Here is a 16,924-nt window from a genome sequence, read left to right as displayed (position 1 = left end):
CGCGCGGCGGCTCGTTTGCGAGACGCGAAGAGTATGATATAGTTTTTCGTATGAAATCGAGGTGAACGTATTGTTTGAAAGGTTAGTGCCGAAGCTGCGGGTGAATACGGTCTTTGATATCGATCTTGAGGATTTGTACCGCCAGGGCTACCGCGGCATTATTACGGATCTGGACAACACGCTGGTCGGCGCCAAAGCGCCTTTGGCAACGCCCGAGCTGCTGCTATGGTTTGCCAAGGTCAAGGAGCTGGGGTTCAAGCTGATCATTGTATCCAACAACAATATGCAGCGGGTGTCGCGTTTTGCCACGCCGCTTAATATTGAGTTTGTGCATCAGGCCCGCAAGCCGAGCAACGCGCCGTTCCTGAAAGCGATGAAGCAGATGGAACTGACGCCGCAGCAGACGATCGTCGTCGGCGATCAGATGCTGACCGATGTCTACGGCGGCAACCGTCTGGGACTGTACACCGTGCTGGTGCTGCCGATTTCCGTTCAGGATGAAGGCATGGGCACGCGGATCAACCGCAGGATCGAACGGATTGCGCTGACGCGTCTGAGAAAGCAAGGTTTGTGGCATGAGGAGGAGAACCCGAAGTGAACCAGCAACATGAAAAAGAACATCCGGTGCATTGCAGCGGCTGCGGCATCAAGCTGCAGACGGAGAACAAGGAGCGGCCCGGCTATATTCCCGAGGTCGCGTATGAGCGGGAGCCGGTCATCTGCCAACGCTGTTTCCGCATTAAAAACTATAATGAAGCTTCTTCCGTATCCGTCGATCAGGACGAATTCCTGAAGCTGCTGAGCGGCGTAGGTGAACGGAAAGCGCTTGTCATTCATATCGTCGACCTGTTCGATTTTGAAGGCAGCCTGATTTCCGGCCTGCAGCGTTTTGTCGGATCCAATCCGGTCATTCTCGCCGTCAACAAATGCGACCTGCTGCCGAAGGTGACGAACTGGAACAAGCTGCGCAACTGGATGCAGCAGCGCTGTAAGGAGCTCGGGCTGCGCACGGAGCAAATCGTGCTGTGCAGCGCGAAGCGCAACCAGGGTTTTGACCGCCTGCTGGACGCCGTCAACGAGCTGCGCGGGCAGCGCGATATTTATGTGGTCGGCGCAACCAATGTCGGCAAATCCACGCTGATCAACCGCCTTATCTCCGACTACAGCGATCTGGATCAGGAGCTGACGACCTCCCGTTATCCGGGGACGACGCTGGATCTGGTGAAAATCCCGCTGGACGACGGCCATTCCATCGTCGATACGCCGGGGATCGTCTATCCTTGGCGGTACAGCGAGCTGGTGGAGCGGCGCGATCTCGGCGCTGTGATGCCGGAGAATCCGCTCAAGCCTGCCGTGTACCAGCTGAATGAAGGGCAATCCTTGTTCTTCGGCGGCCTGGGACGGTTTGATTTCATTCAAGGCGAACGCCAATCGTTCACGTGCTTCATCAGCGGGACGCTGAAGATTCACCGTACGAAGCTGGAACGCGCGGATTCCTTGTATGCCGAACACCGCGGCGAGCTGCTGACGCCGCCGAACGCCGACAATATGGATAAGCTGCCGCAGTGGCAGCGCCATGAATTCCGCATCGCTAAGCGGAGCCGGACGGATCTGTTCATCTCCGGCCTGGGCTGGATCAAGGTGAACGGGGAGGAAGGCGCAGTCGTCGCGGTTCATGTGCCGCGCGGCGTAAAGGTGCTGACCCGCCCGTCGCTGATCTAAGCAAGGAGGAATAGCGATGACCGAGTACAAGCAAGATTCGCCTCTGCTGCTTGGCGTAATCGGCGACCCGATCCATCATTCCAAGTCGCCGGCGATGCACGGCGCCGCACTTGCGGCGCTGGGCATCGCCGGCGCTTACGTGCCCATGCACGTGAAGCCGGAGGCGCTAGAAGCGGCGGTGCAGGGCATCCGCGCCCTTGGCTTCCGCGGCATCAACGTGACCATCCCGCATAAGGTGGCCGTCATGCCGTTCCTCGACCGGCTGGACGAAAGCGCCCGCGATGCGGGGGCGGTCAATACCATTGTGAACGACAATGGTATTTTGACGGGCTTCAATACGGACGGCATCGGCTATGTCCGTTCCCTGAAGGCGGAAGCGGCGCCGGACCTGCGCGGCGCGCGGATTCTCGTTCTTGGCGCGGGCGGCGCAGCCAAGGGGATTGTCACCGCCCTGCTGCGGGAGCAGCCGGGCGGGGTGGTCATCGCCAACCGCACCTCGGACAAGGCGCGGGAGCTGGCCGAAGCCTGCCAGGGCAAAGGCGTTGTGGCCGGCATCGGCCAGGCGGAAATTGCCGATGCGGTCCAACAGGCGGATATCGTGATCAACACGACATCCGTGGGCATGTATCCCCATATCGACGATACGCCGATGGATACGCAGCTGCTGCGCCCGGGCATGATCGTCAGCGATTTGATTTACAATCCGCTGCGCACGCGCCTGCTGCTGGAAAGTCTGGAACGGGGCTGCATGATTCATGGCGGCCTGGGTATGTTCGTGAATCAAGGCGCGTATGCCCTTGAATACTGGACAGGGCTGCCGGCGCCGACAGATGTTATGAGACGGATAATACTCGAAAGCCTGGGCGGAAACTGATTTCGAAAGAGACAGGGGCGTCCAGGGTATAATATAAGTAGTAAGGGGTTTGTATATTAATGTTAACAGGAAAACAAAAACGCTATCTGCGGTCGCTTGCCCATCATCTGGATCCTGTATTCCAGGTCGGCAAAGGCGGCATCAACGATCATCTAATCCGCCATATCGAAGAAGCCATTGAAAAACGCGAGCTGATGAAGGTCAGCGTGCTGAACAACAATGCCGACGATCCGAAAGAGATCGGCGCGGAGCTGGCCGAGCAGGCCGGCGCAGAGCTGGTGCAGGTCATCGGCAAAACGATCATTCTGTACAAGGAATCGCGCGATAACAAAACCATCGAGCTGCCGCGTTAAGCGGTTGATCCGCGGCCCCAGGTCTGCCGGATCGTGAAGGAGGAGCGCCTCTTGAAGATTGGCATTATGGGAGGAACGTTCGATCCTCCGCATATCGGACATTTGCTGGTGGCGGAAGCTGCCAGGGACGCGTACTCGCTGGATGAGGTGTGGTTCATGCCCTCGCATATTCCACCGCACAAGCAGGCAGCCGGCGCGACGGGAGCCGAGCGGCTGGCGATGACGGAAGCCGCGCTTGCCGGGCATCCGGCTTTTCGCATTCTGGATGTCGAGATTCGCAAAGGCGGCGTTTCGTATACGATCGATACGGTCCGCGGGTTGCAGGACCTGCATCCGGCCCATGATTTTTTCTTTATCATCGGTGCGGATATGGTAGAATATTTGCCCAAGTGGCGGGAGATCAACGAGCTGGCGGAGCGTCTGACCTTTATCGGCGTCGGCCGGCCCGGCACGCTGCTCGATCTGGCGCAGCTGCCGGACTACATTGCCTCCAAGGTGCTGTTGGCGGATATGCCGCTTGTCGATATTTCCTCAACCGTTATCCGGCAGCGGAGGGCAGAGGGCAAATCCATCCGGTATATGGTTCCCGACGCGGTACTGGAGTTCGTGCAAAGGAGTGGATTATATGGCTTACAGCCGCGAAGCGTTAATTGAAGCGGTTGCCGCGCAGATGCCCGACAAGCGCTGGAAGCATACCCTCGGCGTCATGGAGACTTCCGTGAAGCTGGCCGAGCGGTACGGTGCCGATCCCGTCAAGGCGGAGACGGCGGCGATTTTGCATGATGTGGCCAAATACTGGCCGGTCGAACGGATGCGCGAGATCATCGAACGCGAAGGCCTTTCACCGGAGCTGCTGCACTATGACAAGCAGTTATGGCATGCCGAGGTCGGCGCATTTGTCGCCGAACGGGAATATGAAATCACCGATTCCGAGATTCTCGGGGCGATCCGTTATCATACGTCGGGGCGCGAAGGAATGACGCTGCTGGAGAAAGTAGTCTGCCTCGCCGACTATATGGAGCCGGGACGCGATTTTCCCGGAGTGGACTCTATCCGTAAGCTGGCGAAAACCAGCCTGGAGGAGGCGTTAGTCGCGGGCTTTGACTCGACGATCAGTCTTCTTTTGCAGAAGCGCCAGATTATCTTCCCGCTCACCGTACTCGCGCGCAACGACTTAGTAAGAATATTGGAGGATACCAAATGAGTGTAAATTCAAGCAAGCTGCTGGAACTGGCGCTGAATGCCGTCCATGACAAAAAGGCGATGAACGTCGTCGCGCTTGACCTGCGCAGCGTTTCGCCGATCAGCGATTATTTCATCATTTGCCACGGTAACTCGGACACTCAGGTTCAGGCGATTGCCACCGAGGTCCGCAAGGTTGTCCATGAAGCCGGCGGCATGATCCGCGGCATCGAAGGGATGGACGCAGCCCGCTGGGTGCTGATGGACCTCGGCGATGTCATCGTGCATATTTTCCACCGGGATGAACGGGAATACTATAATATCGAGCGTCTGTGGTCTGACGCCAAGGTTGTGGAGACGGTATGAGTTTGATTGCGGGAACGATTGAAAAGCTGGAGGTCCGGCGCGAAGTTTCGCCATACGGCTATTTTTTAGGCGCGGGCGACGAAGAAGTGATGCTGCATTACACCGAGCTGGTGGGCAGCAAGCCGAAGCCGGGCGACAAGGTTGAAGTGTTCATCTTCTTCGATACGGAAGACCGGATCGCGGCAACGATGAAGAAACCCCATTTGACGCTGGGCGAGATGGCGCTGCTGGAAGTGGCCGATATCCATCCGCGTCTGGGCTGTTTTCTGGAGATGGGACTGGGCCGCCAGCTGCTGCTGCCGCTGAACGAGCTGCCGGAGCTGATCGAGCTGCGTCCCCAGGTCGGAGACAAGGTCTACGTCCTGATGGAGCATGACAAGCAGGGGCGTCTCCGCGCCAAGCTGGCCGGGGAGCAGGAGCTTGCACCGAAATGTTTCGCTGCACCGGATTCCTGGAAAGGCCAAACCGTAACTGCACGGGTGTACAAGCCGCTGCAGATGGGGACCTTTGCGCTGGTGGACGGCGGAGTACTCGGCTTTGGCGTGATCGGGATGGTGCATTCCTCCGAGCGCAGCCGCCTGCTGCGCCTGGGCGAGACGTTTGAAGCGCGCGTGTCGCATATCCGTGAAGACGGGCGGGTCAATCTGACCATGATGCAGCGCAAGGAAGTGGGCCGCGACGTGGATTCCGCGATGCTGCTGGAGTTCCTGAACTCCCGTCCGGACAAGTCCATGCCCTATTCCGACGCGACGCCGCCGGACATCATCAAGCAGCGTTTCGGTATCAGCAAATCCGCCTTCAAGCGGGCGCTGGGCAAGCTGATGAAGGAAGGCCTTATCACCCAGAAGGAGAACTGGACCCATCTGGCGCAGAAGGAAGATTCTTCGAACGAATAAGTACAGCTGGAGAAAGCGGTGCAGGCATGTCTTCGTATGGAAAATTTGCATATGTGTATGACCAACTAATGGCCGATATGCCGTATCCGAGATGGCTGGAGTTTGCGGAGACGGCATGGGCCAAACACGGTAAACCGCGCACGGTCGCGGAGCTGGGCTGCGGAACAGGCAGCATTACGCTGCCCCTGGCCCGGGCCGGCTATCAAATGACCGGCATCGACTTATCGGCGGACATGCTGGCGGTGGCCCAGCAGAAACTGGAGCGTTATCCCCAGGGCCTGCGGCTGCTGCGTGAGGGCAGCGTGCAGTGGGTGGAGCAGGACATGACGGAATGGGAGCTGCCGGAGCCGGTGGACGCCGTTCTGTCGTTCTGCGACTGCATCAATTACGTGCTGGAGGAAGAGGATGTGGAGGCGGTATTTGCCGCTACCTATGCCGGCCTGAAGGAAGGCGGTACATTCATCTTCGATGTCCACCATCCGAACACGCTGCTGCGCTACGACGAAGAGCAGCCGTTTGTGCTCGATGAGCGGGATGTGTCGTATATCTGGACATGCGGGCTGGACGAATTCCGCTGCGAGATCGAGCATCACCTGTCCATTTTTACGCGGGAGGACAACGGCCTCTACCGCCGCTTCGAAGAGACGCATATCCAGCGCGCTTACGACCCGAAGTGGACGGAAGCGGCGCTGCGCAGGGCCGGATTCCGCGAGGTGGCGGTGTACGCCGACTTCGAGTGGGTCGCCGCCGATGACAGCGCGGAGCGGCTATTCTACGTGGCCATCAAATAAATAAAGCGTTCGTTGAACGCTTTGGGCAGCCCTTATCCTTTGCGGTAAGGGCTTTTTGCTGTGAAATTTGGCGTAATTGGAGGAGGAACTGCGCGTGCGAAGAGCAGCTATGGACAAGGCCGGTGCCTAAAGGGAGGGGAGGATCGGCGCAAATGGGGCATGACATGGACATGTGGGCCGCAAACAAGACTTGCCAGCCGTTAATGGATATGAGAGCATAAAGGAGCTAAATTGACCTAACAGAACCCAACTGCTAATGGACATGAGCATGAGGGTGCAACAAGACAAGTCAGCAACTAATGGACATGAGCATGAGGCAGCAAACCTAACAAGCCATCCTCTAATAGGCATATGGATAGGCATATGGGTTTGTAATGGAACGTTTCAGTCACTAATGGACATGAGCATGAGGGTTTTAACTGAGCGTTCCAGCCGCTAACGGACATGAGTGCCGCTATTTGAGGTGTACTCATATATTTCCCAATGCAACGGACATGAGCGCCGTTATTTCAGCTTTTTAAAGGTAAAACAGCCCTCGGAGCATAAATAACGTCTCTGGTGTCCGTTAAGAAGAGGAATAATGGCTTTTAGGCAAAATAACGTCTCTGGTGTCCGTTAGCAGCGGAAAGGAGGCTCATAGGCAAAATAATGGCTCAAGGTGCCGCTAAGTAGTGAAAAGGTGACTATTCTATTAGACAAAGCGATGGCCTAGGGCTGTAAAGCAGCACTCGGTCCCGCAGCTATTTCTCCCATAGCTCGATCAACCGGCCGTCGGGATCCTTGATCCAGACAAATGTTCCGAATTCGCCGCTCTCTTTGTTTTTGGCCAAAGGAACGCCGAGCCGTTCCAGATGCCCCAAAGTCTCATCCATGTTATCGACCTGGAAGTTCAGCATCACCTGTTGATCGGAAGGGAAATACGCGTCGTTTTCGGCAAAAAAAGAAAAAACGGTTTCGCTCCCCGACTGGGGGCTGAACATGGTCCCGTTCCAGTCGCCGATTTCAAGCTTCAGTACATCGCTGTACCATTTTTTGGTGCCCTCAAGATCCTTGGTCCGCCAGAATACGCCTCCGAAACCTTTGATCATTTCAATCAGCTCCTGTTTGTCATTTGACGATCTGTCATCCGATGACTTAACTATTCTAGGTGAACTGCGGAGTTCCTGTCCGCGCCGCCGAAAATTGTTCATGCGCAGGTAACATGGCAACTCCTCTGGAAAAGTCACTATCCCCGCAACACCGTCACTGGCTGCAGCCACTCCGCCCCTATTCCCGCAACAATCCAGTCAGTCTTCACGCACCTGCTCCCCCAGCTATACTTGTAGTTTTCCCGCAGCTACTCGGCGCAGCCGCTCCCGCAGCTACTTCGCACAGCCACTCCCATAGCTATCCCCGCAGCTTTTCTCGTAGTCATTCCCGCAACCACTCCCGCCACATAAACAAACGTCCCGCTCAGCTAATCCTAGCCGGACGGGACGTTTCATCTTCCTTTACCTTTTACCGGTGTTCAACCAAGTCAATTGCACCTAACACGAGATGCGCCAGACCGAAGCCAAGGACGCCAGTGGCGGCCAGCTTATATCTGCTTCCGAGAAACGCTGCGCTGGAAGCGGTAACGACGGTACCAAGAACGGCGGGGATCAATCCTTCACGCATTGAAAAACACTCCTTCTCGGTGGTATGGGAGACAGGACTAGTGTGGGTCAAGCGCGCGATAATTATTCCGAGTTACACATCATGAACGTTGTAGAGCACGCGGGCCAGCAAATCCTGGCTGTAGTTGCCGAAGTTTTTACCGTAAATCGTAAGGCCGCGTTTGTTGACCGATTTGTCGGTCACGGCGATACGGAAGGTCAGCTCGCTTTTGTAATCAAGGTTAATGTCGTCCAGCGTAATATCGGAAATGCGGCAGCCGTCGATGAAACTGCCTTCCTGATTGATCCGGATCAGCTTGAGCATCCCGTATTGATTCAGATGGGGCGGCCACCAGTCGGGATTAAACGTTCCCCGCGTATCGCCGAAATCCCCGGGGCTGGTCCAGGAACCGATTTCGATGCCATTCAGATAGAAGAACAGATCCGACGGATAGTTATCGCAATAGCCAGGCGCTTCCGAGCCCAGCTCCATGGAGAACTGAATCTCGCGGAAGCTTTGATTGGCCTTCAAATAATTCGGGATTCGGTACTCCAGGAAACCTTCCGCCATCCAGATGATTTCCGAGTCGATCCGCTGCGGATCGGCGAAATAACGCGGTTCGTCAAAATCGCCGATAATGCTGTCCTTAGTGGCGAGCCCGCAGGTCGGAACGGCCTGGTAATTGCTGTAGTGGCCGACCTGGATTTCCACTTCATATAGGTTGTCGTCTTTTTTGCTGCGCAAATCGACCATCAGCTTGTCTTTGTTCAAATAGCATACTTTCTGAATGCCGTGTTTTCCGCCGGAAGTGCCGATTTCAATCAGACCGCTTTCCTCTAGCTTCTTAATATGCATGGTGATGGCACCGTTGCTGAGATTCAGCTTCTTGGCGATGTCGTTGAGGTTAAGCGATTGGTTGGTGGCCAGCAGTTCGAGAATCTGGATGCGGATTTCCGAGCTGAGCGCTTTGAAGATGTCAATGCCGCTCATTAGGTCTTTAATATAAATCATGTCACAGTACCTTCTTCCGGGGACGTCTTTAAAAAGATTATTTTATAAAATTATAAACTAATTAAGGGGTAAAAGAAAGTTTTTTTCCTGTTTTTGTAGAAACGGAATAAAAATATGTTAGTTTCTTGTAGAAAACAATGATTTATTTTAGGTTTTTATGTGAATATGGAGGATGAATAGGGCTTATATTGTGATTTTTATTGCGTATTTACAGTTTAATTCAATAAAACATAAAAAGATTTACATTTATATATTTACAGGTGGCCTCCTATATGTTATTTTATAACTGTAAGCGAATTCATTCAAATGTTTTTTAATCATTTTAGTAAGTTATAAAATGGAAGCTTGAAGGATTGGTTTTAATGAAAGCGGTATTTTGGAGTTCAGGGTTCATTGTTTGCAAAAACATTTTTGTAGATGATTGACTAATTTAATTCACTTTTTAGGAGGAGAAAGGCTTGAACAAAAAATGGGGGTTAGCAGTATTACCAGTGGTTTTAATGTCGAGCTTGTTGGCAGGCTGCGGTAAAGATGATTCGAAAACGATTACATTCTGGACGCCGCTCACCGGCGACGACGGAGCTTACATGGATCAACTTGTAAAGGACTATAACGCAACGAACCCAGATATTAAAGTAAAGCATGTTGTTACTTCAGATATGTATACCAAAATTTCCACTGTGCTGAACTCCGGCAAAGGAGTGCCTGACCTGGCCATCATCCACGCCGACCGTGTTCCGGGATATGTAGACCAAAAGGTACTGGAGCCGATGACAGCCATTACGACAGCCCAGCCGGAAATCAAGCAGGATAACTATATTCCGCAAGCCTGGTCCACAGGCAACATCGACGGTACGCAATATACCATCCCGCTCGATATCCATGCCAACGTCATGTACTACAACAAGGATCTTTTGAAAAAATACGGCGCCGAATCCTTCCTGGACGACAATGTCGTAACCATCGACGAAATGCTGTCCCTGCAAGGCAAGATGGCGGAAGGCGACTACGTTGTCAATGACGCCTTGCTTGGCTGGGTCATCCTGGCGCAGCTGAAAGACCTCGGCGGCGACGTTGAGAAGGACGGCAAACCTACGGTGAACACGCCGGAAATGAAGCAAGCGCTGGAGAACGTGAAGAAAATCAACGACGCCGGCCTGATGACTCCGTTCGGCGAAGACGGCTATCTGATGTTCCAATCCGGCAAGGTGCTGTTCTCCACCGACGGTACGTGGACTTCGACCGCCCATGCCAAGGTAGAAGGCCTGAACTTCGGCGTTACCAACATTTACTCCCCGGTGACGGACAAATTCTATAACCGCGGTTCTTCCCATATGTTCGCGATGCTGAAGAACAAGAACAGAACCGACGAGAAAGTCGAGGGCATTGGCAAGTTCCTGGAATACATCCGCGAGAACTCCATCGAGTGGGCGAAAGCCGGACAAATCGTGGCCAGTAAGCAGGTCAATGAAAGCCCTGAATTCAAAAATTATATGCAATCCTTCTTTACTTCCAGCGACAAGGAAATCCAGTCCCTGCTGATCTATACCTATAAATATTATCCGTACGTCGCCGAAGCGGTAGATACGTACTGCAATGATATTGTCCGCGGCAATGTGGACATCGACGAGACGCTGCAGACGATGCAGAAGTACGTTGAGGACAAAATTGCCGAAAGCTCAGGTACGGCCCAGCAATAAGACCGCCCTGGAAATGATGAATAAAGCAATGCGCCGACCCGGTGCATTGCTTTATTCCAAAGGAGAGAAATGCCTATGAAAAAGAAATTCAACTTCGCGCCCGCATTCTTTGTCGGTCCCCATATCATTTTGTTTGCCATGTTCGTGTTTATACCGACGATCTACGGGATTTACGCTTCGTTTACGAAATGGGATCTGATGAACTCGCCGGAATGGGTGGGGCTGGATAATTACCGGACCATCCTGTTCGACAGTACCTCGACCTTTCATACGCAGTTCAATAACGGCCTCAAGAACACGCTGATCTTCGTCGGACTGAGCGTGCCGATTCTGATTATCCTGCCGCTGATGATCGCCGTCGCGCTGGAGCACCGCAAGGTCAAGATGAAGAGCGTCATCCAATCCATTCTCTATGTGCCTGGCCTCATCTCCATTTCCGCGGGCGCGCTGATCTGGCTGCTTCTGTTCAACAAACAGCTCGGGATTGCCGGCAACGTCTTCGGCACGACTGTATCGTGGCCGGCCAACCAGCCGTATGCGTGGATCATTATTATCGTAATCACCATTTGGGGCGGCGTCGGCGGCAATATGATCATTTACCGCGCTTCCATCAGCGGCGTGGCGAAAGATCTGTATGAATCGGCCGAAATAGACGGGGCCGGAGCCGTTCGCAGGTTTACCAGCATTACGTTGCCTTCGATCCGCTTCCCGCTGATCTATACCTTCGTCATGACGACGGCCGGCGCGTTTAACGTATTCGGCCAGCCGCTGATGATGACCAAAGGCGGACCGAACCAGTCCACGCATGTGCTCATGATGTATATCCGCCAGCTGGCTTTCGGTACCGGACAGTCCATTGCAGGCATGGCCTCGGCGATGGCGGTCCTGCTCGGTCTGATCATTCTGGTCATTTCGGCATTGCAATATTACGTTATGAACCGAAACGCAGCGTAGCCGTGAGCTATGCGACAATCAACCCGTAATGGAATTACGAAAAGGCAGGTGTCCTATGTCAAGCCAAACTGCTCAGCAACTGGAGAATCCGTCCGTCGGACGTCAGGGCGTTCATAAAAAAGGAGGACGGCTCAGCATTTCCCAATGCATTGCCTATCTTTTTCTGGGCGTATTATGCATTATTTGGATCGTGCCCGTCATCTTCGGCATTACCACATCGTTCCGTTCGCAAAGCGAGGTCGTCTCGTCCGGCTTCAGGCTTTTTCCGAAACAATGGATTATGGAGAATTACCGCGTCATTCTTGAAAATACGTCGACCGCGCCGATCATGCGCTGGCTGGGCAACTCGCTGTTCATCGCCTCCATGCACACCCTGCTGGTGGTCCTGATCATTTCCATCACCGGCTACGGATATTCGCGGATGAAATTCAGAGGAAGAGACACGCTGTTCTTCACGTTGCTGGGCATCTCGTTTTTCCCCGGCGTCGTCAACATCATTCCTTCCTACAAAGTCATCGATGCGCTGGGCTGGGTCAATACTTCCTGGGCAATGATTATTCCCGGACTTGCGGGTATGGGTAACATCTTCCTCGTCCGGCAGTTTATGAGCACGATTCCGAAGGATTTGGACGAATCCGCCCACGTAGACGGCGCAAGCCATTTCCAAATCTACCTGCGGGTCATTGTTCCGCTGATCAAGCCGGTGCTTATCGTGTGTGCGCTGTTCTCCTTTACGGGATCGTGGAACGACTTCCTGTGGCCGGTCATCGTGTTTACCGATGTGGATAAAATGCCGGTTACCGCAGGTCTGCTGCTTCTGCAGGATATCTACGGCAACTACCGGATGATCGGACAATTGATGGGCTCGGCCATTCTGGCGATTATTCCGACGCTGCTGCTGTTTTTGTTCGCGCAAAAATATTTCGTGCAATCCATCAACTTAAACTCGGGCATCAAAGGTTAATATATAAGCTTCGACTAAGGAGAGAGAAACATGACTGTACAACTGGTACTCAACACGGATTTGGCCAAGGGCCGGATCAATCCCAATATTTACGGGCATTTTGCCGAGCATCTCGGCCGGTGCATTTATGAAGGACTCTGGGTAGGCGAAGATTCGAAGGTACCGAACACGGACGGAATCCGCAACGATGTCGTCGAGGCGCTGAAAAAGCTGAACATTCCGGTGCTGCGCTGGCCGGGCGGCTGTTTCGCCGACGAGTATCACTGGAAGGACGGCATCGGGCCGAAGGAAGGCCGCAAGCGGATGATCAACACCCACTGGGGCGGTGTGGTGGAGAATAACCATTTCGGAACGCATGAATTTTTCCGGTTGTGCGAGCTGCTGGAATGCGAGCCGTATATCTGCGGCAATGTCGGCAGCGGCACGGTGCAGGAGATGTCAGAGTGGGTCGAGTACATGACCTTTGACGGCGAGTCGCCGATGGCCAATTGGCGTGCGGAGAACGGCCGCGAGCTCCCCTGGAAGCTGACTTATTTCGGCGTCGGCAACGAGAACTGGGGCTGCGGCGGCAATATGCGTCCTGAATACTACGCGGACCTGTACCGCCGGTACCAGACGTATGCCCGCAACTACGGCGCGAACAAGCTGTACAAAATCGCCGGCGGCGCCAATATCGACGATTACAACTGGACGGAAGTGCTGATGCGCGAAGCCGGCCATCTGATGGACGGGCTGAGCCTGCACAACTACACCATTCCGGGCAGCTGGGAGCAGAAACGTCCTGCGCTGGGCTTTGACACGGCCGAATGGTTTGAAACGATGCAAAAATCACTTCATATGGATGAACTCGTAGCCCGTCACTCGGCGATCATGGATAAATATGATCCACAGAAACGGGTTGGATTGATCATAGATGAATGGGGAACCTGGTTCCTGAGCGAGCCTGGCACCAATCCGGGATTCCTGTACCAGCAGAACACGCTGCGCGATGCGCTGGTGGCAGGCATTCACCTGAACATTTTCCACAACCACAGCGACCGGGTGCAAATGGCGAATCTGGCGCAAATGGTCAACGTGCTGCAGGCGCTTATCCTGACGGAAGGCGACAAGCTTGTACTTACGCCAACCTATCACGTATTCGAGATGTACAAGGTGCATCAGGGCAATGAGCGGCTGGATGTGTCTTATGAAAGTCCGGAGTATGCTTTCGAAGGCAAGTCGATTCCGCAATTGAGCTTGTCCGCATCCCGCGACGCGGAAGGCAAAGTCTATGTGTCCGTCTGCAACTTGAGCCATGAAGCCGCGGCCGAACTAGCGCTTGAACTGCGCGGTGCGGTCTTCACCCAGGTGGCCGGCACGATCCTGACGCATACGGAACTCGGTGCGCATAACAGCTTCCAAAGTCCCGACACCCTTGCCCCTGTAGCCTTTAGCGGTGCGGTGCTTGAAGGCGGCAAGCTGAGCTGCACGCTGCCGCCGGCATCCGTGGCCGTCTTCACGCTCGAATAACCTGCCCACTTACGGAGAATGAATTCAAAGGAGAAACCATATGAGCACTGGCAAAGAATATAACAACCCTCTCGTGGAGCAGCGCGCCGATCCCTGGGTTTATAAGCATAGCGATGGCTACTATTATTTCACTGCTTCCGTGCCGGAGTACGACCGGATCGAAATCCGCCGGGCGGCTTCGATCGAAGGCCTCAAGACGGCCGAGCCGTTCGTGGCCTGGCGAAAATACGAGTCCGGACCGCTTAGCGCGAATATCTGGGCGCCGGAAATCCACCATATCGACGGTAAATGGTATATTTATTTCGCCGCCGCCCGCACTACCGAAACCAACGACGGCTTGTTCGATCACCGGATGTTCGCGCTTGAAAATGCCTCCGCCGATCCGCTGACCGACGCGTGGGAGGAGAAGGGCCAGGTGAAAACGGCGTGGGAATCGTTCGCGCTGGATGCCACAACCTTCCGGCATAAAGGCGTGCTCTACTATGTATGGGCGCAGAAGGACCCGAATATTCCGGGCAATTCCAACCTGTACATCTCCGAAATGAGCAACCCTTGGACGCTGCAAGGGAAGCAGACGATGATCGCCACGCCGGAATACGGCTGGGAAAAAATCGGCTTCAGCGTCAACGAGGGCGCTGCCGTGCTGATCCGGGAAGGCCGCATCTTCATCAGCTATTCGGCCAGCGCGACCGACCACAATTATTGCATGGGTCTCCTGACCGCCGATGCGGACAGCGACCTGCTGGATGCGGCCTCCTGGAGCAAAACGCCGGAGCCGGTCTTCCAGACCAACGAAGAGAACGGGCAATACGGCCCGGGCCATAACAGCTTTACGGTGAATGAGGACGGGGAAGACGTGCTCATCTACCACGCCCGCAATTATAAGGAAATTACCGGCGACCCGCTGTACGATCCGAACCGCCATACCCGCGCGCAGGTGCTGCACTGGAACGAAGACGGCACGCCGAACTTCGGTATTCCGGTGAAAGACACCGTCAGAACACCGGAATAAAACGGATAAAGTGTAAGGCGTACCTTATCCCGCCGTCGTGGCGGGATAAGGTACGCCTTTTTGCGTGAGCGCGCTGCCGGGCTGACTAAGCTGAGCTAAGTGGCCGGGTGGAGCATGCGGACTGAATACGCTGAGCTGAGTGCGGCAGACTGGGCATACCAATTTTCCGGCGTGAAGCACGCCGAGTTGAGCACATGCCAACTTTTTGGCGTGAAGCACGCCAAGCCAAGGAGCACGCCAAGTACTTTTGGCGTTGGGCGGTCATGCGCCGTCCTGAAATTAATTAGTGGGAATATGCCCCACTAATTTACGCTGCAACAGCGGAAGTTTAGATTAGTGGGAAATCATCCCACTAATTTCTGAGAAATGGCCCTGTTTACTCGAAAAGACCTAATTTAGAGGGACTAAATCCCACTAAATGTGCAAAACCCGCGATTCTAGAGAGATTAGTGGGATGTTTTCCCACTAAATGATTTGGCAAAGGTTGAAAGTGAGGAAGCGCCTGCAATGCTCACCTCTAGTGGCATATTGTGCGGTTAGCGACCGTTACTACCGAGTTCGAGTGGTTGGTGACCGCGCCAGTGCCTGCCGAGCGGTTGGCGACCGGCCAGTGCCCGTAGACCGGTTAGCGGGTCAACGACCCTGTTTGCGGGCAGCCCGTTTCGCTTTTCGTGTTTGAACGAGCAGGTAAATGATGAGGAACAGATTCAGCGCCAAAGCAAGCATCGAAATCGCCTGCGCCGCATTCATGGCTCCCCCGTTATGGATCAGTCCGAAGAAAAAGCGGATGGAATCCGAGGTATCCCCGCCGTCGGGCAGCAGAACGTTAAACAGCAGGAAGGAGCCGTAAGCGAAATAAGCGGCGATCCGCATCTCCCGCGATTCGATTCCGCTGCGGTGGTAGGCGTAGACGGAGCAGTAGAACAGAATGGCATGAATCAGCATCGGGATCAGAAAGATGGCCCGGATCCAGCCTATATTCAAGAACCAGCTCAGGCCTGCAACGGCGACAAAGACTATGTGAAAAATGATTTTGGCTGCTTTGGTTGAAGAGACCGACATGGCGCCCCCCCTTATCTTCGATTTCGGCTTCGTCTCAATTCTACGAGTATTTTCTCATAAATGTACAAATGTTCCAAATGGAAAAATAAAAAAAAGAGCAGCCGCGCGGCGGCCTGCTCTTCGTTTCTGATATTATGGCGTATACTGCTGTACGATGGTGACCACTTTGCCGTCCTGGATGGTCAGGTGGTAGGGCGACTGGCTGAGATCAATCACGCCGGTTTCGGCGAATTCTTTTACAAAATCCTTCAGCGTAATTTCCTCATTCCAATGGATGTCGAGATCTTCAATCTTTCCGCTCCGGTCATGGATTTGCATGATCACTTTAGCATTGTCCGCCACCGGATAGGTTGCGAGCGTTTCATCGTCATTAATGATATAGTATCCGTCCGGCGCTCCGCCCAGCTCGGCATACCCTTCCGGGTCGGCTTTAGCGAATGCCTGATCTGCTGCAGGGCCTTCATACCACTGGATCGGATCGGCCTGCAGCGTGAGATGGCCGCCGGCAGAATGCAGCGAATGAATATATACAGTTTTCACTTCGGTGTTTCCGGCCGACGCATCCACCCGTCCGGTGGAGGTGCTGGCGGAAGTGGCAACGGTGAGCAGAAGCAGGATCAGGGCGGACAGGAGATAAACGGCGGTTTTTTTCTTCAACATGCAGGTGCAGCCCCCTTAACTTTCATCTAACACGTAACAATGCTTATACCCCTAATTACCCGCTATGATAAGTCTCAAACGGCTCAGGTACTCTTATAACGGAAGGACGGGCTAAAAAGTTTCAGCAGAATCCACTATGGGAAATGATGGTATAAAAAATTTTCATCCGGGGAGGCTTGCTCTTTCTTTCCGGTGATTTTATTGTAATTGAAGGACGCATCCGTTAGTCTGAC

The 16,924-nt window shown here is 54.1% G+C and carries 19 protein-coding genes; 14 read left to right on the top strand and 5 right to left on the bottom strand.

Going from position 1 to position 16,924, the window contains the following annotated elements; all coding sequences use genetic code 11:
- The first annotated feature begins 70 nt into the window (after window positions 1–70).
- From BMW84_RS12075 to BMW84_RS12035, 9 genes are read left to right on the top strand one after another with little or no spacing between them, the layout of a single operon-like run.
- Entirely contained in the window at window positions 71–598 is a 528-nt protein-coding gene (locus tag BMW84_RS12075; protein WP_091068632.1) for a YqeG family HAD IIIA-type phosphatase, read from the top strand.
- Window positions 595–1,722, top strand: coding sequence for a ribosome biogenesis GTPase YqeH (gene yqeH / locus BMW84_RS12070; protein ID WP_091068629.1), 1,128 nt, complete (start codon window positions 595–597; stop codon window positions 1,720–1,722). Before BMW84_RS12075 ends, yqeH begins: the two co-directional genes overlap by 4 nt.
- A gap of 16 nt (window positions 1,723–1,738) precedes the next feature.
- Window positions 1,739–2,596 carry a shikimate dehydrogenase gene (locus tag BMW84_RS12065; protein WP_091068626.1) on the top strand — a complete coding sequence of 286 codons (858 nt, stop codon included), beginning with the start codon at window positions 1,739–1,741 and terminating at the stop codon, window positions 2,594–2,596.
- Window positions 2,597–2,655: 59 nt separating this feature from the next.
- Window positions 2,656–2,949 carry a ribosome assembly RNA-binding protein YhbY gene (gene yhbY / locus BMW84_RS12060; RefSeq protein ID WP_091068623.1) on the top strand — a complete coding sequence of 98 codons (294 nt, stop codon included), beginning with the start codon at window positions 2,656–2,658 and terminating at the stop codon, window positions 2,947–2,949.
- 51 nt (window positions 2,950–3,000) lie between these two features.
- Window positions 3,001–3,603, top strand: a complete 603-nt coding sequence (locus BMW84_RS12055) for a nicotinate-nucleotide adenylyltransferase (protein WP_091068622.1) — start codon at window positions 3,001–3,003, stop codon at window positions 3,601–3,603.
- Window positions 3,575–4,153, top strand: a complete 579-nt coding sequence (gene yqeK, locus BMW84_RS12050) for a bis(5'-nucleosyl)-tetraphosphatase (symmetrical) YqeK (RefSeq protein WP_091068619.1) — start codon at window positions 3,575–3,577, stop codon at window positions 4,151–4,153. The genes BMW84_RS12055 and yqeK overlap by 29 nt, the downstream gene beginning before the upstream one ends.
- Window positions 4,150–4,497 carry a ribosome silencing factor gene (rsfS, locus tag BMW84_RS12045; protein WP_091068618.1) on the top strand — a complete coding sequence of 116 codons (348 nt, stop codon included), beginning with the start codon at window positions 4,150–4,152 and terminating at the stop codon, window positions 4,495–4,497. The genes yqeK and rsfS overlap by 4 nt, the downstream gene beginning before the upstream one ends.
- Window positions 4,494–5,393, top strand: coding sequence for a CvfB family protein (locus tag BMW84_RS12040; RefSeq protein WP_091068615.1), 900 nt, complete (start codon window positions 4,494–4,496; stop codon window positions 5,391–5,393). The genes rsfS and BMW84_RS12040 overlap by 4 nt, the downstream gene beginning before the upstream one ends.
- 26 nt (window positions 5,394–5,419) lie before the next feature.
- Entirely contained in the window at window positions 5,420–6,184 is a 765-nt protein-coding gene (locus BMW84_RS12035; RefSeq protein ID WP_091068614.1) for a class I SAM-dependent DNA methyltransferase, read from the top strand.
- 740 nt (window positions 6,185–6,924) lie between these two features.
- Here the strand turns inward: BMW84_RS12035 and BMW84_RS12030 are convergent.
- The 3 genes from BMW84_RS12030 to BMW84_RS12020 form a co-directional block, all read right to left on the bottom strand.
- Window positions 6,925–7,272: a VOC family protein gene (locus tag BMW84_RS12030; RefSeq protein ID WP_091068611.1), complete on the bottom strand. Its 348-nt coding sequence runs from the start codon at window positions 7,270–7,272 to the stop codon at window positions 6,925–6,927.
- A gap of 409 nt (window positions 7,273–7,681) precedes the next feature.
- Window positions 7,682–7,840, bottom strand: a complete 159-nt coding sequence (locus tag BMW84_RS12025) for an asparagine synthase (RefSeq protein WP_091068608.1) — start codon at window positions 7,838–7,840, stop codon at window positions 7,682–7,684.
- A 72-nt stretch (window positions 7,841–7,912) separates the two neighbouring features.
- Window positions 7,913–8,830, bottom strand: coding sequence for an ArsR/SmtB family transcription factor (locus tag BMW84_RS12020; RefSeq protein WP_091068603.1), 918 nt, complete (start codon window positions 8,828–8,830; stop codon window positions 7,913–7,915).
- 458 nt (window positions 8,831–9,288) lie between these two features.
- Here BMW84_RS12020 and BMW84_RS12015 point away from each other — a divergent pair, with 458 nt between their 5' ends.
- The 5 genes from BMW84_RS12015 to BMW84_RS11995 all read left to right on the top strand — a co-directional run bounded on the left by BMW84_RS12015 (window position 9,289) and on the right by BMW84_RS11995 (window position 14,969).
- Entirely contained in the window at window positions 9,289–10,530 is a 1,242-nt protein-coding gene (locus BMW84_RS12015; protein WP_254772967.1) for an extracellular solute-binding protein, read from the top strand.
- Window positions 10,531–10,605: 75 nt separating this feature from the next.
- Window positions 10,606–11,484: a carbohydrate ABC transporter permease gene (locus BMW84_RS12010; protein ID WP_091068601.1), complete on the top strand. Its 879-nt coding sequence runs from the start codon at window positions 10,606–10,608 to the stop codon at window positions 11,482–11,484.
- A 55-nt stretch (window positions 11,485–11,539) separates the two neighbouring features.
- A complete protein-coding gene (locus BMW84_RS12005) occupies window positions 11,540–12,448 on the top strand; it encodes a carbohydrate ABC transporter permease (protein WP_091068598.1) in 909 nt (302 codons plus the stop codon).
- A 30-nt stretch (window positions 12,449–12,478) separates the two neighbouring features.
- Window positions 12,479–13,957 carry an alpha-N-arabinofuranosidase gene (locus BMW84_RS12000; RefSeq protein ID WP_091068597.1) on the top strand — a complete coding sequence of 493 codons (1,479 nt, stop codon included), beginning with the start codon at window positions 12,479–12,481 and terminating at the stop codon, window positions 13,955–13,957.
- Window positions 13,958–13,997: 40 nt separating this feature from the next.
- Window positions 13,998–14,969, top strand: coding sequence for a glycoside hydrolase family 43 protein (locus tag BMW84_RS11995; protein WP_091068594.1), 972 nt, complete (start codon window positions 13,998–14,000; stop codon window positions 14,967–14,969).
- 633 nt (window positions 14,970–15,602) lie between these two features.
- Here the strand turns inward: BMW84_RS11995 and BMW84_RS11990 are convergent.
- Both BMW84_RS11990 and BMW84_RS11985 read right to left on the bottom strand, forming a co-directional pair.
- On the bottom strand, window positions 15,603–16,031 hold the full coding sequence (locus tag BMW84_RS11990; protein ID WP_091068593.1) for a hypothetical protein: 429 nt from the start codon (window positions 16,029–16,031) through the stop codon (window positions 15,603–15,605).
- Between the two features lie 132 nt (window positions 16,032–16,163).
- Window positions 16,164–16,691 carry a hypothetical protein gene (locus tag BMW84_RS11985; RefSeq protein ID WP_091068590.1) on the bottom strand — a complete coding sequence of 176 codons (528 nt, stop codon included), beginning with the start codon at window positions 16,689–16,691 and terminating at the stop codon, window positions 16,164–16,166.
- Window positions 16,692–16,924 lie beyond the last annotated feature (233 nt).

Origin of the sequence: Paenibacillus sp. NFR01, from assembly GCF_900111565.1 — a bacterium.
GTDB lineage: Bacteria > Bacillota > Bacilli > Paenibacillales > Paenibacillaceae > Paenibacillus_AQ.
Note: the sequence above shows the minus strand (reverse complement) of the source record. Positions and strands in the feature narration are given on the sequence as shown.